The following is a 19,978-nucleotide window of genomic DNA, read 5'->3' as shown; positions in this document are numbered from 1 at the left end:
ATCCAAAATCCTCCCCAGAGTGTCGACGTGATGCTCATGGAAGGCTCCAGCATTGGCCGCATCGGGGAGGATGAGAGCTTCCCAACGGAGAGCAAGCTGGAGGAGCAGTTCGCCCAGGTATTCGACGCAACATCAGGAATGGCGCTCGTCGCCTGCTCTGCTCAGAACATTGACCGTGTCGTCACGGTCTACAGAGCTGCGAAACGTAAGGGGCGCCGCTTGCTGGTGGACGCCTATGCGGCCGAAGTTCTCAAAGCTACCGGGTTGCCCAGCATCCCGAAGCCCGAAGGATCTTGGCAGGATGTTCAGGTGTTTATCCCGCAGGCACAACGAGTGACGCTCAAGAAGAACGGCATCGCGTCAATCGTTGCTGCCTACAAAGGGCGTCGAGTGTGGCCTGAACAGCTTGCATCCAGCGCGGCAAAATCCGTCATGGTGGTTCGCCCATGGATGCTGGCTGAACTCTCCGCCCTTGGTGCCCTGGAGGGAGCAGCAGTGATCTGGTCACAATGGGACGGCTACCTCAAGGAAGGGCTGGGTGAGGGATTTAAAGCCGACTGCGCCCGGCGCGGGTTACCCTTCTACCAGATACACACCTCAGGACACGCCAGCATTTTGGATCTGAAGCGCCTGACCTTGGCGGTGCAGCCAAAAACGCTTGTCCCCATCCACACCTTCGCCCCGGCCCAGTTTGGTGAACTATTTGGCAATGCACTGGAGCGTAAGGATGGGGAGCACTGGGATGTATAGGCAAACCAAGTAGGCGGGTAAGCATGGGCGGAGTGATCTCAAAAGAGTTCTTTGATGATCTGGACCATGGAGTCCTCCGGTCACTCACAACGAGAGTACGCTCGGACGATACGCTGATGCTGGCTCTTCGGGGTAGCTATGTGAACGTCTACTATAGAGGCGGAAGTATCCTGCGCCTTTCCCGCATGGATAGGTCGGGACAGTACGTCGCTGAATTCGACCATAACTACGCTCGAGACAGCGGTTACGGCGTGCCCTTTCTGCCCACGCAGATCATCGCTGAAGCCGACTGCGACGCATGGATTGCAGCCCTCCCGCAGCTCAAGCAGATCATGGATCTGTTCTTTGCCAGAACCCGGAAATCGGAACGAGAGTTTCAGCAGCTTGTAGCCTGGGAGAACAACCGGTCCGGCATCGCTAACAGCACCGAGTACTTCATTACGGACATCGAGTATGCGGACTCAGCAGTCGGTGCGCGCTTGGACATGGTGGGACTGAGGTGGTTAAGCAGCGAGCGGAAGAGCGGTTCACGGTGCGTACCAGTCTTCATTGAAATGAAGTACGGAATCGACGCTTACGAAGGTACCGCCAGCATCGCTAAGCACATCGCCGATTTGAAAACCATGCTCGGTCGGACGGAAACCCGAAGCCAGCTCAACGAAACCATAGCCGGACAGTTTGAACAGCTGGACAGACTGGGACTTGTCAAATTCAACCGGAGCAAGGCGGTAACTTCGGTCGAGGTTTCTGGCGTCCCAGAGGTCGTGTTTCTGCTAGCCAATCACAACCCCCGCAGCAGCAAGCTTCTTAATGCGCTGGAGAAGATTGAGGAAACCCCTGACTTCAACTTGCGCTTCTTCGCCGCGAGCTTCGCCGGATATGGAATGCATGATGCCTGCATGATGAGCTTGGCGGACTTCCGCGAGCGTGTCGCTGCATACATAGCCTAACCCCATATACCCGTCTTTGGCTGACGTCGGCGGCTTTGCGCAGTGTCCCTTAATTGTCATTGAGTCCAAAAGGCGCTCGTGTGTGAAGCCTCTTCTTCCAACTAGACTCGATCTGGACAACCTCGGTTTCCGGTAGGTCGGGTGATAGCCGCTGTAAGACGCTAAACTGGAAATTCGTCGGGTCGAGCTGCTTTAGCAGCCGGTTTCCGCCGTGACCGGACGAGGCATATTGGCTCCATCTCCCGAGAATGTTGTCCGCACCACAGGCGGAGCCCACATACCCTTTTCCTGAAGCGGCATCGAAGATGTGATAGACCCCACGCCAATGAGACAAAGCATTCTTCCATGCAGTCGGCAGCACGGAGAGCTGCTGCCAGCTGACAACCAGATCCTGCCAGTCCGGCATCGCTGGGACGAAGGCGCTACTCTCGTGAATAGCCTGTACGGGCAACTTGTTTTTGTGAGCCCGACGCCACCAGGAGCGCTCCGGAGGCGGCCAGCCGACGACTAGCTTGCCACTCCAAGCCGAGTAGAAATCCGTCAGTTGCAGGTCGAACCACAAAGTATGGGAGCGGCCGCTCTCCTCAGAGAACCCAGTCATTCCCCACTGCTTCATTTCGGCGTATGCAGGAACTTCCCAGTACTCTTTGTGGGTCAGGCGCCGGGTTTGCCCAACCCGATAAAGGCCCACGAACAGGGCGCTGCTGGGTTCGTGGCCCAAGAAGGATGCGACGTATTCCGCGCCCAACAAAGCTGCCTCGACTCTATGCCCATGCGTCTGCTGATAGGCGTTGAACAGGTCAGGGCGCTCGGCAGCGAGCCAAGGCATGACGCTATTGAGTTTGGGCTCAGGCGGCCTATGCCGAAACACGATGACGCCTGCAGGGTTGATTGATGCGGCGCCAAGTAAATCGTTGAAGTCCACCTAAGCTCGCCACCAGCGTTTCCGACGCCAGCAAGTTATCGAGGAGCTGCAGATGTGTCACGCGCGGATATGTCGTCGCCGTTAGCGCTGGGAGACTCCGGCATTCATCGGGCTCCTTGAACCCGGGTGCAGTGCTTCAGACAAGCAAACGCGTCAGTCAGTTTGCGCAAGGACAAGGCCACCGCGTACTTCGCCCGACGTTCCTCGTCTTCAGCAAGAGGATGCCGGCCAAGCCGTTCCAGATTGCTGTTGTCTTTGATGTCAGCAAGATTTGCAGCGCGTGCTAGGGGATTCGCGGCGACGCGATCCAGGTACTCGCTGTACTGCTCACCAGTACGTTTAGTGAGGGCGTCCAACGCGTGGCCGATCCGGTCACCGAATTCTGCTGCCAAACGAGAGAGCGGGAATGCAGGACAATCCTCCGCTACGTCATGAAGCACGGCCACGATACGTTCCTCGTTGGAAGTCATAGCAGCCATTACCCGGAGCGGGTGCAGGATATAGGGCGCCCCGCCTTTGTCCAGTTGACCTGCGTGCGATTCCGCTGCCAGCGCGAGCGCTCGCTCAAGTGTGCTCATTCGCTGCTCCAGGCGGCGTGGAGACCTTCATCGTAAGTTTCGCCCAAATGTTCGAAGGCCGGAAATCGCCAGCGATGCGGTCACGATAGCTACGCCCGAGCAAACGAGCAACTGAGACGGAAAGCGACATCAACAGGGCTCCCACCTGCGCAAACCGTCTTCCGTGCAATGTTTCGACAGCTCGAGGGCTCCCAACGTTAGAAGCCAAGGTGCACCTGACGATGCGAGGTAGAGGCCATTGTCGAATGGACAGCGGCAGCGGCGTTGTATCGAAGAAGTAAATCCAAGCTTTCGGGGGTAATAACCGCGAGCAGAATACCACGACGGTTTTCACCCTTGGCCCGTCCAAGTAGCGCTGCCACGTTCCGGTCTCTCAGCTTGGAACTAGGTGATACCGATGAACAAGGGGTCTGGCAGCAAAGGCACCAACGACAATCCCCTTCTTGAGCTTACTACCTTGCTAGCAACCGCCTTCATCCGGCAGTCCAGTTCTCAGTCAAGCTGCAAAGCTTCCTATCCTCCCGTGATTGGACTGGAAGAGAACCTGAAACAGAGCGCTAACACCTCATCTATCTCAAAGAAGGTTGCGCTATGACGATTTCACCGGTTGCCCAGATCGCCCAACTCAGAGAACTACCAGTCGATGCCCTGAAACAACGCTGGCGGGAGCTATTCGGCTCAGAGCCAGGTCCGTTCAACCGTCGAACTCTTGAGGATAGGCTCGCCTACCGCCTGCAAGAGCTTAGATTCGGCGGCCTTAGCGCGCAGACTCTAAAGCGCTTAGAGGCGATGGGACAGGAACTCGATGGTGGGAAAAGTGATGTTCGGAAAGTACGATCAGACCGCGTGCCGCAGCCTGGGACCCGGCTGGTGCGAGAGTGGAAGGGGGTTGAGCACACGGTAACTGTACTGCACGACGGTTTCGACTACCAAGGTCAGCCATACAAGTCCCTAAGCCCGATAGCGAAGCGCATCACCGGCACTTCCTGGAACGGTCTTGTCTTCTTCGGCCTTAAGTCTGGTGATCGTCCGCATGATGATATGTGCGAACCGGCGTTCTGAGGCTGCAGCACCGTTTGCCAGCAGATTGTCTGTCGCATCACAGCGGAGGAGGATGCTTTCATCAATAGTGCTTGGACTTCTATACGAGATCCCCAAGTCCGGCTCGATCTCGATAGAGTCGGCGAACTCGCCACCGGAACTTTGAACCTCGATGCGATATTGCCCGACTGGCACTTGGTTGTCGGCCCATGTTCTAGTTCCTGCTGCCTGATCTAACGATTGCAGAACTGCACGTCCATGGTCGAGACTTGCTACAGGATCAATGGCTCGAACCATCGAAAGGAGCATTGTGCGCCAGCGTAATTCGGACTGTGCAGTGCGCTCGTATAGACTGCCGCCGAAAGCGATAAAACCATTCTCGTCGCAGCTCAGCACCATTTCGGTCTCCGGAAAGTCCCGGATGCGAACTGTCGTGAGTCCCATGGAGACCTCATCGGGCACCCACCGGACTGGCTGCTGTCCGCCTTCTGCTAACCCTTCGTTGATACGAGCCTGGAAGTCATCGCAGGGCACCGCGCCATCGGACTGAGCGAAGGCGCCAGATGTGGGCGAAAAGGAACAGGCGCCGAGTACAGCGGCCGCGAGCAATAGCATTGTCTTCATGTTCACCTCTCGCGTTGGAGTATGCGAGTCGACAACAGTGTCAGCGGTTGAGGGTGAGTTCTCCGTTGTGAGCCTTAGCTCCTCACGGCCCGGCACCAAATAATGATGGACCGCGCCGGCATTCGCCTCACCTCCGGCAACAGCAGCGCTTTGGTCGTCAACATCGCACCAGTTAGCGCACGTATATAGGGCAAACTAGGGCGAGCGGGCTTCTCTGAGGGCCCTGTTGAAAAAGTGTCGCGTCGCCGTGGCACGGATCTCAGGATCCGAGAGCACGACGTTGCGCATCTCATTGTCCCGCTGGAACATGCGGATCGCGCCTTGGAAGAAGGCCTGCGAAAAAGCAGAATACACCACGTCCGGCGGGTTGTTGCGCAGCATCTCGGTGAGGTCCTCGTCAAGGATCTCGCGGTTGACCTGCTCGAAGCGAAGCATGTCGGCCTCGGAGAAGTTGGTGCCATGGCGATCGTTGAAGCTCTTGACGAGCTCTGACAATTCCCTTCGCTCGTCTTCGGTGTAGGGCTTGGCACCAAACTCGCTGATTCCGGGTAGCGCCTCACCGTCGGTCGGTGAGAGCGAAGCAACGCCGTCCTCCTTCTGCTCGACGCGGAAAGCGTGGAGCCGGAGCATGTCCTCCGTGATGCCGATCTCAGGCGGAATCTGGCGGTTGGGCAAGAGGCGGGAGAGCCACTCGCCATAAGTGGCGAGCTTTTCCAGGTCTGTGTCCTCGAGCCGCATAACCTGAGCGATGAAAGCGTAGAAACGGTTGAAGCTCTTGAGGAGCTGACGGAACTCCTCCTGCCTGCCTTCATCGTCGTCGGCCTCAAAGCGAGCGACAGCCGCGCGCACCAATCCCTCAAGCCGCGGGCGGTCGGAACCGTCGAGTTCGCGCTTGAAGTAGGTCTGGGCGAAGCGCTCGATCTCCTCTTTATCCAAATAGCCGAAGCGATGAAGACGGCCTTCGAGGTCATAGACCTGGTTGGGATCCGACATGGACTCGAGGGCGGCACCTTGGAAATAGGGCCGAAAGGCGTTCTGGATGTCCTCGATCGTGTTCTGGAAGTCGAGGATTTGAGTTATGTACTTACCGGTCATGGTGCGGTTGAGACGCGACAGTGTCTGCACCGCCTGGAGACCGGCGAGCTTGCGATCAACATACATGACGCAGAGCTTGGGTTGATCGAATCCGGTCTGGTATTTTTCGGCGACGATCAAGATTTGATAGCTCTCGACATAGGGCGTGCCATCAGGCTTGAAGCCATCGAAGCGGCCGGGCAGCTCGGTCTCGGCAAACCCGTTGAGTTCCGCCTCGGTCCACTTCTGACCGTCAATCTCGAGCTCGCCAGAGAAGGCTACCAACGCCTTGAGGTCGGCATAGCCCTGGTCATCGATGTACTTCTTCACTCCGAAATAGTAGCGCAGCGCATGCTCTCTGCTCTGGGTGACGATCATTGCCTTAGCCTGGCCGTCCAGCGCGTGCATGACGTGCCGGCGGAAGTGCTCGACGATGATCTCGACCTTTTGCCCGATGGCTGTGGGATGCAGGCTCGCATAGCGCGCGATCTTGCGCTGTCCCTGCCGGCCGCTGAGCTCGGGATCGTCCTCTATGGCCTTTTCCAGCTGATAGTAGGCCTTATAAGTCATGTAGTTCTGGAGCACGTCCAGAATGAAGCCTTCTTCGATCGCTTGGCGCATCGAATAAAGATGGAAGGGGTGCGGCAGGCCATCGGTACCCTTAATACCGAAGCGCTCGAGGGTGACGTTGCGCGGCGTGGCGGTAAAGGCAAAGAAGCTGATATTGGGCTGCGGACCGCGGGCACGCTGATATTCGGCGATCACGTCCTCGATGTTATCGCTGGTGCCCTCGTCACGAGTGAGCGCATCGCTCATGGCCTGCGCGCTCTTGCCCGACTGGCTCGAATGGGCCTCGTCGATGATCACAGCGAAAGTTCTTCCGGCCTGCCCGGAAAGTTCCTTGAGGTGGTCGGTTGAGAACTTCTGAATCGTGGTGATGATGATCCTTGCGCCACGGGCAATGGCGTCCTTGAGCTGGCGGGACGTGCCGTCGATCTTCTTGACCACACCACTGGTCTGCTCAAACTGGGCGACGGTGCCCTGGAGCTGGCGATCGAGCACCACACGGTCAGTAACGATGATGGCCGTGTGAAAGACCTGGGCGTCGAGGGCGTCATGCAAATTGATCGCATGGTGGGCCAGCCAGCCGATGGTGTTAGATTTACCTGAGCCGGCCGAGTGCTGGATCAGGTAGTTGTTGCCAGCTCCATTAGCCTTGGCGTGCGCCATGAGCTTGCGAACCGCGTCCAGTTGCTGAAAGCGCGGGAAGATCATGGTCTCCTTGTCGCCGGTGACGTCGAGATGCATGAACTGTCCAATGACGTCGAGCAACACCGCACGGGAGAAGGTGGCGTCGCCCCATGGGCCGGCCTGGTAGAGATAGGCGATGCGGTGCTCGTTCTCGATGTCTGAATTGCCGGCGCCGCCATCGCGGCCGCGGTTGAATGGCAGAAAGCGCGTCTTGCCATTCTGAAGCCGCGTCGTCATCGAGGCATTGTCCTCGTCGATTGCGAAGTGCACGAGGGCGCCGCGCTTGAAGGTCAGCAGCGGCTCGCCGGCCGGCGCACGGTCTTTGCGGTATTGCTGCTCGGCGTTGCGGAAGGTGGAGCCGGTGAGGAGGTTCTTGGCCTCGATGGTCACCAGCGGCAGGCCGTTGACGAACAGCACTACGTCGAGGCGGTTGCCGTTCTTCTCGCTGTATTCGACCTCGTCCATCACCGAGAGGATGTTGGCCCGGTATTCGGCAACACGGCGCGGCTCAAGCTCGCTGGCGGGCCGGAAATTGCAGAGCGTGAACTGGATGCCTGGCACGATCTTGATGCCCTTGCGCAACACGTCCAGCAGCCCACGGGATTTCAGTGACCGCTCGAGCTGCTTGAAGAACGTGGCGTCAGCCGAGCTGGCGTAGTGCTGCGCGAGGCGCTCCCAGGCGTTAGGCTGGGTTTCCTTGATGAAGCGCAGCACCAGGTCCTTATCCATGGCGAGGCTGCGGTCATAGTTCGTGCTGGCGACCCGGCGCAGATAGCCCTCACCCGTGACGAGCTGGGAGACCAGGTGCTCCTGGAAGGTCTTCTCCTTATGGATGCTGTGCGCGTTGAGAGAGATCATGCGCCCATCTCCTCCTGAATCTTGTCGAGGCGGCGATCGGTCTGGGACTGCTTGCCCCAGGTGGTGACATCGATCTGGCCGGTGACGGCGGCGGTGATGAGAGCTGAGCGGAGTTCCCTCAGGTGGTCGATAGAGATCTCCGTTTGCGTGATGGCCGCATCGACACGTTCGACAATATGATCGAGGTGGTCGGCGATTTGCACCTGCTCTTCCAAAGGAGGTACCCGAAGCACCATCTCATGGAAGTAGCGGGTCTTGAGGTGAGTTTGGTTGATTCCATCATTGTAGCGCAACAGCTGGTCATTCCTGTTCAGCTGATAGGAGAAGTACCGGCTGTCTCCCTCCTTGGGCGTAACAACGCACACCCGCTGATTGACTGCGTACAGATCATTTCGGTCAACCAAGAAGGAGCGGGCCAAGGCTCGGCCGTTTGGCAGATCGCTCATGACCATTAGAATGTCACCGATTCTTGCGGGGGAAAGGTTCGTGGAGCACCTCTTGGCGTGTGCGCCACCCGTAGAGACAAACCGAGCGGTAACTGCGACGAACGTCCCATCATCTTCAAAGAACGGTTCGTGCGCCTTGCCTTGTGCAAAGCGGCAAGTCAGCGACAGTCTTAGCTCATTCCAATGGTCTGGCACTGTCTGCCCGGTGCCGAGCCTGCTTGGCTTCATGTGAGCACTAGATACAAGCCCTTTACTGACCCCCAGCAGTATCTCGGAGGATCTCTTGGCGGCCAGTACTTCCAATAATCGCTGCTTCTTCTCGATCAACTGATCGATCAAAGCCCTCTCGCGGTCGAGGAAATCAGCGATCCGCTTCTGATGGTCACCAGACGGGCGGGCAATCCAGTCGTTCGGAAAATCGGAGAACTTGATCGACTGCCGAACACCTCCCCCCAAAGAATAATAGTATTTGGCCAAATCAAGAGCAAGCAAAGCATACGCCCAGAACCTCGGGTCATCGCCCTCTGGGACCGCCAACGCATCATAGGCAGAGGTGATTATCCCCCGTTCTTTCACCAGTCCCTGGCGTATGCTGCGCTTGTCATTTTGAAGGTCGGTGAGACGCATGACGATGTTGCCCGGCTCAACGATCTGGTAGGTTTCAAAGCTCTCAGGGAGAAGCCCCCCAGATGCATCGATGTCTTTGCGTACGATGCGGCCGTAGCTGAGTGAGAGCAAGTTCTGCTCAGCCATTCCTGCATTCTTATTGCCACTCCGCACGCGAAGCACTCGGTGCAGCTTTGTGCGCTGCCACGATGCTGGAGGCACTGTCGAATGGACCCGTTGCTGAAGGGTAATCATGCTGAGACCTCTCGAAGCAGCCCAGCGATTTCTGCCTCAAGCTGCTTCAACTCGGCGCTGATCTCCTCCAGTGGCCGCGGCGGCACATACTGATAGAAGTACCGGTTGAAGTTGATCTCGTAACCGACCCGGCCGACCTCGCCATCGCGATCACGGTAGCTCTCGTCCATCCACGCGCCTGGCACAAAGGGGGTCACCTCGCGCTCGAAATAGTTTCGCCGATCCTGACTCAGCGGCACCAGCTCGTGATCGCGAAGCTCTGTATCGGCCTCTGGCTTGCCATCGGCGCTGCGGCAAATCTCCGCGCCCTCATCCCGCTCGGATAAAGCTGAAAGGATCGCCTTCTTGACCGGCGCACCAATCTTCAGGCCGGCAACCTTCAACGCCTTAGCAAACGCCTTCTCGAAGGCGCTGCGCTCGCGGATCACCTCATCGCCCATGCCAACCAAGGCGACCTTGAGCTCCTCGCGTTCCTCCTCGGTCAGTTTGAGGAAGGCTTTATCACCATCCAGCCGACTGATCCGCTCGGCGCTAGCCTGAAAGATGAGCCGCAGCGGTCGTTCGACCCGGATCTCGCGATAGCCAAAATCTGTGGTGAGGAAGATCTTGGAGACGTCGCCCTCCCCGCTCTCGCCATTGAGGAACTCGGCATAGAGCCGGACGATCTCGGCCCGGGCTTCATCGGTGATTTCCCGGCGCTTGGAGCCCAGCGATTTGCGCATGGACTTCCAGAAGCGTTCGCCCGAGGCATCAATCAGCTGCACCTTGCCGACGCGGTTAGGCAGCTTGCGATTGGTCAGAAGCCAGACATAGGTCTGGATGCCGGTGTTGTAGAACAGGTCCGTTGGGAGTGCGATGATCGCGTCTACCCAGTCGTTCTCCAGCATCCAGCGGCGGATCTCGCTCTCGCCTGACCCTGCTCCGCCCGTGAAGAGGGGCGAGCCGTTCATGACGATGCCAATGCGCGAACCTGCCTCGTCGTCACGCATCTTGGAGATCATGTGCTGCAGGAAAAGCAACTGGCCATCCGAGATGCGGGGCGTGCCGGCACCGAACCGGCCGTCGTGCCCCATGTTCTCGGCCTCGGCCTTGATCGGGTCTTGATACTTCTTCCAGTCCACGCCGTAGGGCGGATTGGAAAGCATGTAATGGAAGCGCTTACCCTTGTGCGCGTCCTGGGTGAGCGTGTTGCCGAAGGCGATCTGCTCGGGATTGTGGCCGGTCACCAGCATATCCGATTTGCAGATGCCGAAGGATTCCGGGTTCAGTTCCTGTCCGAAGAGTTCGACGCGGATTGAGGGGTTGAACGCGGTTAGCGCCTCCTCCCCCATCGCCAGCATGCCGCCGGTACCGCACGCCGGGTCGTAGATCTGGCGGATGATGCCCTTGCCGGTGAGCTTGGCATCGTCGTTGGCGATCAGCAGGTCCACAATCAGGCGCACCACCTCACGGGGAGTAAAGTGCTCACCGGCCGTCTCGTTCGAGATTTCCGAGAACCGCCGGATCAGGTCCTCGAACAGGTAGCCCATCTCCACGTTGCTGACCGCCTCCGGATGGAGGTCGATCTCGCAAACGCGCTCGAAGACGTTCCAGAGGATGCCACCATCCTTGAGGCGCTTGAGCTGGTCGGTGAAAAGGAACTTGTCGAGGAAGATGTCCCGTACATTGCCAGAGAACTTTGTGATGTAGTCGACGAGGTTATCGTGGAGCTGGCGAGGGTCCTGGCCGCGCAGGGTCTCGAAGGTGAACTTCGAGAGGTTATAGACCTTCACCTTGTCGCCTATGGCGCCAAAGAGGATCATGTCCTTGGTGCTATCGTCGATACCGTCTGGCAGCGACTGTGCAGCGGCGAGCACTGCATCCTTGGAGCCCTCGAGGAGGCAGTCCAGGCGGCGCATGACGACAAAGGGCAGGATGACCTTGCCATATTCGGATTGCTTAAAGTCCCCGCGGAGGATTTCGGCGATGGACCATACAAAGTTGCCGAGTGATTTTGTGTTTGCAGTATCGCGCATGCGTTGCCTCAATTTTCCTTAGCGTCACACATGCCGCTTATCATTCGGTAACGATCGGCCGTAGACGTGTTGTTTTCGTTTGCCCCACATGTCGAGGCGATTAGACTTGGACTGCGGACCGGCTGTTCCTTAGACTGCACCCAGTGCAAGACTGCCGTTCGCCGGGTCGCGGACATGTGGCAACTCCCTATCTCATACAGTCGCGCAACGCGTTAAACTCCGTCCCTTGCACTGTCGGACCGTTCAGCTTGATGCAAAAGCCGTTCCTAAATCCCGGGATGTGGTCTGCTCAACGAGATCAGCACCCATGTGGAGGACTGAAACAGCGAAATAGTTATGCATTGCCTTGAGGTAGCGACTCTGGCCTTCTCTGCCTTGGAGGGCCCATGAAAGACAAATTCACAGGGCAGGCGGGCCACACACGGCTGGTTGAAGCACTTCTTGAGCAAAGGTTCGTAGAAGGCAACATCGAACTGGCAGAGGACATCGCAGCTGACCTTCATGTGCTCGAGTACGACGCTGGTTCTGTTCTTATCGAACAGAACGCTCAAGACGATGACCTCCTGATGATCTTGACCGGCACGGTTCAGGTTTTGATCAACGGTAAGCACATCGCCACGCGCTATGCCGGCCAAACAGTCGGCGAGATGTCAGCGGTCAATCCATTGCAGAAGCGCTCGGCGACCGTGATCGCTTCTGAACCTGTACTGGCGGGCCGCATCTCGGAGGCAGCGCTCACAAGATTGGCAGATGGCCACCCGCGCTTGTGGCGCTTTTTCGCCAAGGACCTCGCGAGGAGGCTTTTGGAGCGGAACAAGCACGTAGGAGTGCCGCGCGAGAAGATCGAGATTTTCATCATCTCGTCCGTCGAAGCGCTGCCCATTGCACGTGCCATCCAGACCGCACTAGATCACGATCCCTACAACGTGGTTGTTTGGACGGACGGTGTCTTCCGCGCCGGTAAATACACCTTGGAGAACCTCGAAGGCGCCCTCGCCACCGCCGACTTCGCAGTCGCGATCGCACAGCCGGACGAGGAGGTTTCTAGCCGGGACGCAGTGGTGCGTTCGCCTCGGGACAACGTAATATTCGAGGTTGGTTACTTCATGGGCCGGTTAGGGCGACAAAGAGCTATCCTGTTCGAACCGCGCGGCGACGAAGTTGAGCTTCCTTCAGATCTCACCGGAGTGACGACGATACTGTATAGGACCGTAGCGGATGCCAAGTATACGGCGGCTGCAATGGCGCCCGCTTGCAATCAACTGCGAGAGCTCGTGACCGACCTTGGCCCTCTAGGAAGCTGACATGGGACTCGCGGACGATATCAAGGCTAACGCGAAAGACACGTTCAGCACTCACTGGTCTGTCCGTGACGGTCAAAAGGTGCCTAGCGCCAAAGATGTCGCGCTGGGCAATGACGCAGTGAAGTTTGAAAGAGCAACTGTTCTCTATGCCGATTTGGACCAATCAACCGCACTGGTCGAGAACCATCATTGGTATTTCGCTGCCGAAGTCTATAAGTCCTTCCTCTACGCGGCAACCCGCCTAGCCAACAACGCTGGTGGCACGGTAGTCGGTTACGACGGCGACAGGGTGATGGTCGTGTTCATCGGGAGCTCACAATGCAACGACGCGTTGCGGTGTGCCTTCAAGATAAATTACGCGGTCAAGAACTTATTGCAGCCGCAGCTAGAGGCCTACTACAAATCGTCCACGTTCAAGATCCGACATACGGTCGGGCTGGACACGGGATTAGTTCGGACCGTTCGGAGCGGCGCGCGTGGCGATAACGATCTTGTTTGGATAGGTAACAGCGCAAACCTGGCTGCGAAACTGACTGCAGAAAGCGCGGACCACGGCACTTGGATCACCAACCGAGTCTACGAGAAGCTGAACGACGACAACAAGTACGGTATCAGCAATGGAGTCAAAGTTTCCATGTGGAAGGAGTTCAGTTGGACCAAGCACAACAAGGATAAGATCTGGGCCTCTTCTTGGTGGAGGGGAATTTAGGTCATGCTCGATTGAGGGTCGAGGACTGAGAATCATTTCAGACGATAGGAGCGTCCTCATTGACTCACGACCTGTGACAATCGAGGTGTCGCCTGCTTCAGTGGCGTGTCGGTGACGTGGCCGTCTCCAGCCTCACACAGCACTAGCTCATGCCCGAACCTGTGTCCGCACTAAGCAACTGCTTTTGTCGGTCGCTCGCGGTGGGATCATCTTGAGGCTTCGCCACGTCCGGAGATGTGTCGGGGATACGGGCGGAGCAAACTGTTTGGAGGAACGGCACCAAGGGTGCGTCCGGAACCGACGCATTTACGATCGTCTCCACGTCCCGCGTCTGAGGTGTGAGCCGGTTTTGGGACAAAGTGACGAGAAACTCCGTGGCCGCTCCACCCCGGTCCTTGTCGGCTGCTCGCATGCCCCGCAAGACAAGCTACCCATTCGCGGCTTTCCTCTTCGGACTCCGAGTAGTTGAGCTCATGAGGCTGGGCGGATCGCAAGAAATTGGCTTGAATGATGTCGTCATCGAAGCGACCAAAGTTTCCCGGCGTTAAAATGGTCTGCTGGAACCAGCTGCTCTTGATCGTTGGTCTATGGGAGGGCCTTCTAGTCGCTGCCCTGAGGAACTGTCGGTTGTTCTGGCTCGCAAACGCGTCACCACTCGAGCTGGACGTCAGCCCGCTTCGGGTGAATGTCTGCTAGCGACCGCGGCTGCCGACCGACCGCAACGGGGCGCAAGGCTGAAAAACTGCCTAATTGGAATCGGCCTATATTCCCCTCTGAAGCGAGGTAGTCGACTTCAGAGATCTGGAGAAAATGCCCGGTTCAGAGAGAAACGTGGAAGTTTGGTGCACGCCGCAGCTTCACAGCTTTCTAGAAAGATGACCGCAAATCCCGGCCCTGAGCCCGAGATAGGAAACTGTGAAGAATTGTTCGTTAAGGGAACTGGCGGAGAGAGCGGGATTCGAACTCTTGGGCCGGTGCCTTGTATCGATTGGCATGTCCCGCACCACCGGTGCACAGGTGTGAGAAGAGCAAAATAGAGCATTTCGGAAATGCTTCAAATTGCTCGGTTCTTTCTAACAGTGGCGAAACAGGACCAATGTAGAAGCAGCTGCTATGACGCAGCAAACACCTAATCAGTGGGCAAAATCGTTCTTCGAGGATCTCATCCTCGATGGTGAGCGCGTTCCACTTGAGAGGGTCGTCCGGCAGCACAGGACTGCGATCGCGGGCTTTCGCTCTCGCGGGCTTACGTGGCGAGCACTCGCAAATCTGCTGAAGAGGGCTGGCGCGGTCATGCAGGATGGCCGCCCGTACTCCTCCGACCATCTACGCGTTGCCTTTGACAGAACTTCTACAGCAGCGAGGCACCCACAGGACGCTGCCCCTCCGGAGAGACCTGCCCAACAGCGAAACCGAGTGAAGTCGGCGGAGCGCTCTAGGCTGGCGTCTGATGCTGACCATCAAAGGGGCGCCCGTCGTATACCCGCCCTTCCGTCTACTGCCCAAACCTCGATGACGGACAAAGACGTCTCGATGGACGAACTTGAGCTGGTTGTCGCTCGCCTGAACAATGTGAAATCTTGAGGAACAAGATGTCCCGCCTCGCTGAACTGAACAAATACGAGCCTGTCGATGAGTGGGATCACGAGGATCCTCGGAACGCGGTGGATCAGGTCATAGAACCGCCGGTGTCCCCTTCAACGGAAGGGTACGTCGGCTATGTCTTCATCGATGCCGACCGGTTCAGCGATGATGCTGTCATCGACAGAATCCTCTTAGATTATCAGGCCAGATTTCGTCGAGAAGTTACCCCTAAGCTGCTAACGCGCTCCAGCCTTGAACACTGGCCCTTCATTGCATTCCCAAGAGCGGAAAAGTTGTTTGTAAAGCAGGGGTACGTCTGCGAGTTTGAGCTCCGTAAAGGCGGCCGTGGTCAGAAGCTGGACAGCCTTTTCACCACAGCACACAAACGGGCGGTTCACGGCCATGCCATCCTGCTTGATGAAGTCGTAAGCATGCTCGGCCCCGATTTCTTTGGATGGCAGGATGAGCTTGCTGCGGAAGGAAACCGAGAAGCGGCGCGAACGCTGCTGACAGAAAAAGTTTCCGGCGCTTTGGCGCCACTTTACGGGGAAGATGATCGAGGCCGATACTTGCTCGTCGAGTGGGAAGGCTTGTTGCTCGGGAGAGGGTGTGCCAACGACCTGGACGTTATTCATCCGGGCTTCGAAGGAACCCCGGGCTCCTGGGTGCGCAAAGGGCGTGATGCAGTTGCTCAAGGCTACTTTGGCGGTCAGGAGCTTCCAAATATAAGATCTCAGGTCAAGTTTGAGCTGCGCGCAGACGTTTGCCATGCTCTTCATAATGCTCGCCATTGGCCGCGTGCTGCTCAAGAGCAGCACGTCCCCGTCACCCCAGAGATGGTGATGGCCTGGCTCTCCCAGTGGGTTGCGACCCTACGGAGGATTGCGTGGCACGCAAGCACCAATCAACTTCCCGATATCCTAACTGATGGCCTCCTACGGGAGCGCGCGCAGATAAGAGCCGAGGGGAGGCGCCGGCGCCCCATTGGAGCTGGCAGACTCCCCAACCGCCCCCCGGCTCAAGATCGTCGACATGCCCTGCAAACTGAGCTCGAGAAGATGTTGGACGACATTGGTGGTATTGGGGGCCGAGCCGCAACGATAGAGCAAATCAAGATTGGCTTGACGACAGAAGACCTCATTATCGGCCATCTCAGCGGCATGACTTTCGACGCAAGCGAACCGGATGAGCCTCCCGAGCCGCTGTTGATGATTGCCCACTGGCTTGGTGAGCTGAGGCGCCAGGGTCATGCGACACTCGGCGGCGACTTCTGGGATGATTTCTCAGAGGCAGAATTTCAGTCTGGGGCAGAGGCATGGTGGCTTTTGCAGTCCGTATTGCCGGAAGGCATCTGGCGGGAACTGCTCCTAGCTGCACAAGAGATCAGTCGAACCGACCGTCAGATCGATGTTCGGTATGAGTGGACGCGTAATGCTGAGCAGCCATGGGCGGTGGCAAGGCATGCCGATCACCTGCACATCCGCGGTCCACTCTTGCACTTTCCCAGTGCGCGTCCGCAACCCTGGAGAGCCGCCGCCAATCTGCTCAGAACCCGAAGTGGCTTCTCGGCACCTCCTCTGCCTCGAGCGAGGCAAGGCTGACAAGCTCTGATCGAAGCCGTTGAACGACGGCCTCAAGGCCAGCGGTAAGCTGGGAGGCGGGAGGCCATGGCCCATATCGCCCCAGCTATTGGCAAACTTGCGCCACTATCTTCTTGAGCCCGTCAGTGAACGCGGGCTTACATAACCAAGGCACCTACAGAAAATGGTACTACCAATCACTGCCGCTCGTTTGGAACGTGATCACCTAGATTCTTCGTCTGCACGTCTCCACCAACTTTCGCTAATGCTGCAGGAAATCCTGCCCATAGATGATCGGCCGGTAGACGAGCCGATCCAGGTGGCCTTCGACGAATATCTCGCATGGGCTCTTGATGACATAGAGATGCCCAACGTTTCATTCCGGCAATTGAGAGATTTCCTGCGAGTGAACGCTATCGCGCTCGCCGAGAAATCCACATTGGCAGAGGTAACTCTTCTGCTGATAGGCCTCGCAGATGCCATTGTGGAGGCACTTGGAGTCGACGCCGAAACGTTCACCGAATTGGATATGACCTGGTTCCACTACTTGCCTAATGCAGATGGTGTTGCCTGACGGAGAGGCGTGCATTTGCAGGGGCGCCCAACTCGAGGCTTCCCATTGGCCGGTCCCGCCTTTCGGCGGGACCGGAGAGTGTTGCTTAGTTTGCTGGGTTCCAGATGATCACCTTCTTGGTGTCGTCCTCACCTGGCGCTGCGGCGACGTTACCGTAGATGGTGCCGAACTCCGGGGCGCTGAGGGAGACCGAAACGTATTCAGCTCCGGTGCTTTGGCTGATCCTGTTCCATCCGGCGCCGAGCTCGAAGCCGTTCTTGCGGGAGATGATGCGGAAGTCGGGTTCGTTGTCCTTGACCTTGCGTGCGTTGGGCACGATGGCGATGGGTGCAGAAACGTTGAGGGTGGTGAGCGTGCCTTCAAGCGAGCCGTCGATCTTGTGGGTCAGGGTTGCGATGGTAGCCATTTCAGTTCTCCAATTTTGAGGTTGCTCGGGGACCATCCCCCGATGGCGCCAACAGAAAGGAGCAGGAGACCGAAGTCACCGAAGCGGCACGCGCAGGGGAACCCTTCACGGGTTGACGGCAAGGTTGACGCGACGAACAACGGCGACAGAAAACGGGGGTGGTGAACGAAGCGACTGACAAATGGAGCGGCGCTGAAGGATTGCTCGCCATGCCCTTCACCAGATTGCTGCTTGCATGACCCGCTCGGGAACTCAAAAACTTCACCGCACATGTCGTGCAAAAGGAGATGGTCACCAGCAAGCCGCCGAGCGTTTTCTTGCGCTTGGCCGGAGCACGCGGAGATGGTGCAGCCCCGCAACTGCTGGGTGCAAGTCGACATGGTAACCTGCCGGGGTTAGCTACCATGGCAATGGCCGGCTAGCGTCTTGAGCGTTTCAACTAGGGGTATCAGGCAGCCAGTTGCTGAAAAGGGGCCCGGCAGATCCGCCGCGGACGTTACAGTTGGCGACGATATTGAATGAAGCCGCTCCTGATGGCGATCTTGTCGTAGAGTGCACGCGCAACGTCGTTGGATTCGTGGGTGAGCCAATAGACCCGGTTTGCGCCATCAGCTTTCGCGCGCTCACAGACCGCCCCGATGAGCGCGGTGCCGACGCCCTGCCCCCGCGCAGCCTCTGCGGTGAAGAGGTCCTGGAGATAACAACAAGGGCCTGACGTCCAAGTCGAGCGGTGGTAGACGAAATGGACCAGCCCGAAGATTGCACCATCTAGCTCTGCCACAAGACCGTGCACTGGCTCCTCAGGTTCGAGGAGGCGCTGCCAGGTTAGCTCCATTGCGTCTGGTTCCTGAACGGCGCCGTAGAAGGTGAGATAGGCTCGCCAGAGGGCTTCCCATGGTCCTCGATCGTCAGCTTGGATGGAGCGTATGATTGGTCCCATGACGATTGCACCTGTGCTTGCATCCAGCGATGTATAGTCGAAGTCCGCTACTTCGACATACATCCATATGGATCGGCTTCACCGGTGGGGACGCGAAACGGCTGTTCGCTATCTTGGGTCGTGTCCCGCGACGTGGTGTAACTGAGCTGGTCAAGCCGCTCGCGAGCGCGCCATTACGAGCGCCGTAGCGAGCGAGCGGCTGGGTGGTCATCGACGGATTTCCGGTAAGGTCTGGTTGCTTACCCCAACCCTGCACCTGAAGGACCACCGATGACCGACTCGATGATGAACCTGCGCACGCTGGTAGAGAAGACCCCCGACGCCGATATTCTGCGCGAGATGATTGGCTTTGCTGCTGAACGGTTGATGGAGCTGGAGGTTAGCGCTGCCACCGGCGCCGCTTATGGCGAGAAGAGCACTGAGCGGCGGGTCCAGCGCAATGGCTACCGCGAACGGGACTGGGAGACACGAGCCGGCACAGTCGAGCTGCGCATCCCCAAGCTGCGCAAGGGCAGCTACTTCCCTGGCTTTCTTGAGCCGCGCCGGATGGCGGAGAAGGCGCTGACGGCAGTGATCCAAGAAGCCTACATCCAAGGCATTTCCACCCGCTCGGTAGATGACCTGGTCAAGGCCATGGGCATGAGCGGCATCTCCAAAAGCCAGGTGAGCCGGCTATGCGAGGAGATCGACGGTAAGGTTAAAGCGTTCCTGGACCGACCGATCGAGGGCGATTGGCCCTATCTGTGGATCGACGCCACCTACCTCAAGGTGCGCCGGGGTGGCCGCATTGTCTCGGTGGCTGCCATCATGGCTATCGGCGTCAACGCCGATGGTAGACGCGAGGTGCTGGGCATGGAGATCGGCACCTCGGAAGCCGAGGCGATCTGGACCGAGTTCCTGCGCAAGCTGACCCGCCGCGGCCTACGAGGCGTGAAGCTGGTCATCTCCGATGCTCATGAAGGCATCAAGGCGGCTGTCACCAAGGTCCTTTGTGCAACCTGGCAACGCTGCCGGGTTCACTTCATGCGCAACGTCCTTGCTCATGCTGGCAAGAGCGGTCGCCGGGTGGCCAGCGCCTTTATCGCTACAGCCTTCGCCCAGGAGACCCCTGAGGCCGCAAGTATCCAATGGCGCGCCGTTGCCGACCAGATCCGCACTCGCGTGCCCAAGCTCGCCACCATCATGGATGAGGCCGAGCACGACGTCCTCGCCTATATGAGCTTCCCCAAGGAGCATCGGGCCAAGCTTCACTCGAACAACCCGATAGAACGGGTCAATGGCGAGGTGAAGCGCCGGACCGAGGTGGTGGGCATCTTCCCCAACGAGGATGCCATCGTCCGGCTCGTGGGCGCCATCCTGCTCGAGCAAAACGATGAGTGGGCTGTGCAGCGCGCCAGATACATGTCGCTGGAATCCGTTGCCCATTTGAGCGATGATCCCCTCGTCAGCCTGCCGGCAGTCCCCGCACGCTGACCAACCCGGCCAAGCCGGATATGCGTGGAGGCCCT

General features: G+C 58.1%; 16 protein-coding genes. 8 read left to right on the top strand and 8 right to left on the bottom strand.

Annotated features, from left to right (window positions below):
- Positions 1–27: 27 nt before the first annotated feature.
- Together QOV41_RS19705 and QOV41_RS03190 are read left to right on the top strand one after the other, a co-directional pair.
- Positions 28–750: a ribonuclease J gene (locus tag QOV41_RS19705; protein WP_350151213.1), complete on the top strand. Its 723-nt coding sequence runs from the start codon at positions 28–30 to the stop codon at positions 748–750.
- Positions 751–773: 23 nt separating this feature from the next.
- Entirely contained in the window at positions 774–1,700 is a 927-nt protein-coding gene (locus QOV41_RS03190; RefSeq protein WP_284579468.1) for a hypothetical protein, read from the top strand.
- A gap of 49 nt (positions 1,701–1,749) precedes the next feature.
- On the opposite strand, the gene QOV41_RS03185 is transcribed toward QOV41_RS03190, so the two are convergent.
- Positions 1,750–2,625: a GIY-YIG nuclease family protein gene (locus tag QOV41_RS03185; protein WP_284579467.1), complete on the bottom strand. Its 876-nt coding sequence runs from the start codon at positions 2,623–2,625 to the stop codon at positions 1,750–1,752.
- 104 nt (positions 2,626–2,729) lie between these two features.
- Positions 2,730–3,203 carry an HD domain-containing protein gene (locus tag QOV41_RS03180; protein ID WP_284579465.1) on the bottom strand — a complete coding sequence of 158 codons (474 nt, stop codon included), beginning with the start codon at positions 3,201–3,203 and terminating at the stop codon, positions 2,730–2,732.
- 591 nt (positions 3,204–3,794) lie between these two features.
- Here QOV41_RS03180 and QOV41_RS03175 point away from each other — a divergent pair.
- Positions 3,795–4,265, top strand: a complete 471-nt coding sequence (locus QOV41_RS03175) for a DUF2924 domain-containing protein (RefSeq protein WP_284579463.1) — start codon at positions 3,795–3,797, stop codon at positions 4,263–4,265.
- On the opposite strand, the gene QOV41_RS03170 is transcribed toward QOV41_RS03175, so the two are convergent.
- The 4 genes from QOV41_RS03170 to QOV41_RS03155 all read right to left on the bottom strand — a co-directional run bounded on the left by QOV41_RS03170 (position 4,155) and on the right by QOV41_RS03155 (position 11,373).
- Positions 4,155–4,688 carry a hypothetical protein gene (locus QOV41_RS03170; RefSeq protein ID WP_284581433.1) on the bottom strand — a complete coding sequence of 178 codons (534 nt, stop codon included), beginning with the start codon at positions 4,686–4,688 and terminating at the stop codon, positions 4,155–4,157. The genes QOV41_RS03175 and QOV41_RS03170 overlap by 111 nt on opposite strands.
- A 375-nt stretch (positions 4,689–5,063) precedes the next feature.
- Positions 5,064–8,051, bottom strand: a complete 2,988-nt coding sequence (locus QOV41_RS03165; protein ID WP_284579461.1) for a type I restriction endonuclease subunit R — start codon at positions 8,049–8,051, stop codon at positions 5,064–5,066.
- Positions 8,048–9,250 (bottom strand): restriction endonuclease subunit S, encoded by a 1,203-nt coding sequence (locus tag QOV41_RS03160; protein ID WP_284579460.1) that lies wholly within the window; start codon positions 9,248–9,250, stop codon positions 8,048–8,050. The genes QOV41_RS03165 and QOV41_RS03160 overlap by 4 nt, the downstream gene beginning before the upstream one ends.
- A gap of 104 nt (positions 9,251–9,354) precedes the next feature.
- The gene (locus QOV41_RS03155; protein ID WP_284579458.1) at positions 9,355–11,373 is read right to left on the bottom strand and encodes a type I restriction-modification system subunit M; all 2,019 of its coding nucleotides are present in this window, start codon (positions 11,371–11,373) and stop codon (positions 9,355–9,357) included.
- 386 nt (positions 11,374–11,759) lie between these two features.
- Here QOV41_RS03155 and QOV41_RS03150 point away from each other — a divergent pair, with 386 nt between their 5' ends.
- The 4 genes from QOV41_RS03150 to QOV41_RS03135 all read left to right on the top strand — a co-directional run bounded on the left by QOV41_RS03150 (position 11,760) and on the right by QOV41_RS03135 (position 17,124).
- Entirely contained in the window at positions 11,760–12,677 is a 918-nt protein-coding gene (locus tag QOV41_RS03150; RefSeq protein WP_284579457.1) for a TIR domain-containing protein, read from the top strand.
- Between the two features lies 1 nt (position 12,678).
- A complete protein-coding gene (locus tag QOV41_RS03145) occupies positions 12,679–13,386 on the top strand; it encodes an adenylate/guanylate cyclase domain-containing protein (RefSeq protein ID WP_284579456.1) in 708 nt (235 codons plus the stop codon).
- A gap of 1,592 nt (positions 13,387–14,978) precedes the next feature.
- The gene (locus QOV41_RS03140; RefSeq protein ID WP_284579455.1) at positions 14,979–16,571 is read left to right on the top strand and encodes a hypothetical protein; all 1,593 of its coding nucleotides are present in this window, start codon (positions 14,979–14,981) and stop codon (positions 16,569–16,571) included.
- 244 nt (positions 16,572–16,815) lie between these two features.
- Positions 16,816–17,124: a hypothetical protein gene (locus QOV41_RS03135; protein ID WP_284579453.1), complete on the top strand. Its 309-nt coding sequence runs from the start codon at positions 16,816–16,818 to the stop codon at positions 17,122–17,124.
- A gap of 85 nt (positions 17,125–17,209) precedes the next feature.
- Here the strand turns inward: QOV41_RS03135 and QOV41_RS03130 are convergent, their stop codons facing one another.
- Both QOV41_RS03130 and QOV41_RS03125 read right to left on the bottom strand, forming a co-directional pair.
- Positions 17,210–17,530 carry a DUF736 domain-containing protein gene (locus tag QOV41_RS03130; RefSeq protein ID WP_284579452.1) on the bottom strand — a complete coding sequence of 107 codons (321 nt, stop codon included), beginning with the start codon at positions 17,528–17,530 and terminating at the stop codon, positions 17,210–17,212.
- Between the two features lie 496 nt (positions 17,531–18,026).
- Entirely contained in the window at positions 18,027–18,470 is a 444-nt protein-coding gene (locus tag QOV41_RS03125) for a GNAT family N-acetyltransferase (protein WP_284581164.1), read from the bottom strand.
- A gap of 270 nt (positions 18,471–18,740) precedes the next feature.
- On the opposite strand from QOV41_RS03125, the gene QOV41_RS03120 reads away from it, so the two are divergent.
- On the top strand, positions 18,741–19,943 hold the full coding sequence (locus QOV41_RS03120) for an IS256 family transposase (RefSeq protein ID WP_284577339.1): 1,203 nt from the start codon (positions 18,741–18,743) through the stop codon (positions 19,941–19,943).
- Positions 19,944–19,978 lie beyond the last annotated feature (35 nt).

Source organism: Devosia sp. RR2S18, from assembly GCF_030177755.1.
GTDB lineage: Bacteria > Pseudomonadota > Alphaproteobacteria > Rhizobiales > Devosiaceae > Devosia > Devosia rhizosphaerae.
Note: the sequence above shows the minus strand (reverse complement) of the source record. Positions and strands in the feature narration are given on the sequence as shown.

Excerpts from the sequence above, each read along its gene's own strand:
- QOV41_RS03190 (WP_284579468.1), top strand. The coding sequence starts at position 774 with ATGGGCGGAGTGATCTCAAAAGAGTTCTTTGATGATCTGGACCATGGA.
- QOV41_RS03180 (WP_284579465.1), bottom strand. The coding sequence starts at position 3,203 with ATGAGCACACTTGAGCGAGCGCTCGCGCTGGCAGCGGAATCGCACGCA.
- QOV41_RS03175 (WP_284579463.1), top strand. The coding sequence starts at position 3,795 with ATGACGATTTCACCGGTTGCCCAGATCGCCCAACTCAGAGAACTACCA.
- QOV41_RS03170 (WP_284581433.1), bottom strand. The coding sequence starts at position 4,688 with ATGGGACTCACGACAGTTCGCATCCGGGACTTTCCGGAGACCGAAATG.
- QOV41_RS03165 (WP_284579461.1), bottom strand. The coding sequence starts at position 8,051 with ATGATCTCTCTCAACGCGCACAGCATCCATAAGGAGAAGACCTTCCAG.
- QOV41_RS03160 (WP_284579460.1), bottom strand. The coding sequence starts at position 9,250 with ATGGCTGAGCAGAACTTGCTCTCACTCAGCTACGGCCGCATCGTACGC.
- QOV41_RS03155 (WP_284579458.1), bottom strand. The coding sequence starts at position 11,373 with ATGCGCGATACTGCAAACACAAAATCACTCGGCAACTTTGTATGGTCC.
- QOV41_RS03150 (WP_284579457.1), top strand. The coding sequence starts at position 11,760 with ATGAAAGACAAATTCACAGGGCAGGCGGGCCACACACGGCTGGTTGAA.
- QOV41_RS03145 (WP_284579456.1), top strand. The coding sequence starts at position 12,679 with ATGGGACTCGCGGACGATATCAAGGCTAACGCGAAAGACACGTTCAGC.
- QOV41_RS03140 (WP_284579455.1), top strand. The coding sequence starts at position 14,979 with ATGTCCCGCCTCGCTGAACTGAACAAATACGAGCCTGTCGATGAGTGG.
- QOV41_RS03135 (WP_284579453.1), top strand. The coding sequence starts at position 16,816 with ATGCTGCAGGAAATCCTGCCCATAGATGATCGGCCGGTAGACGAGCCG.
- QOV41_RS03130 (WP_284579452.1), bottom strand. The coding sequence starts at position 17,530 with ATGGCTACCATCGCAACCCTGACCCACAAGATCGACGGCTCGCTTGAA.
- QOV41_RS03125 (WP_284581164.1), bottom strand. The coding sequence starts at position 18,470 with ATGGGACCAATCATACGCTCCATCCAAGCTGACGATCGAGGACCATGG.
- QOV41_RS03120 (WP_284577339.1), top strand. The coding sequence starts at position 18,741 with ATGACCGACTCGATGATGAACCTGCGCACGCTGGTAGAGAAGACCCCC.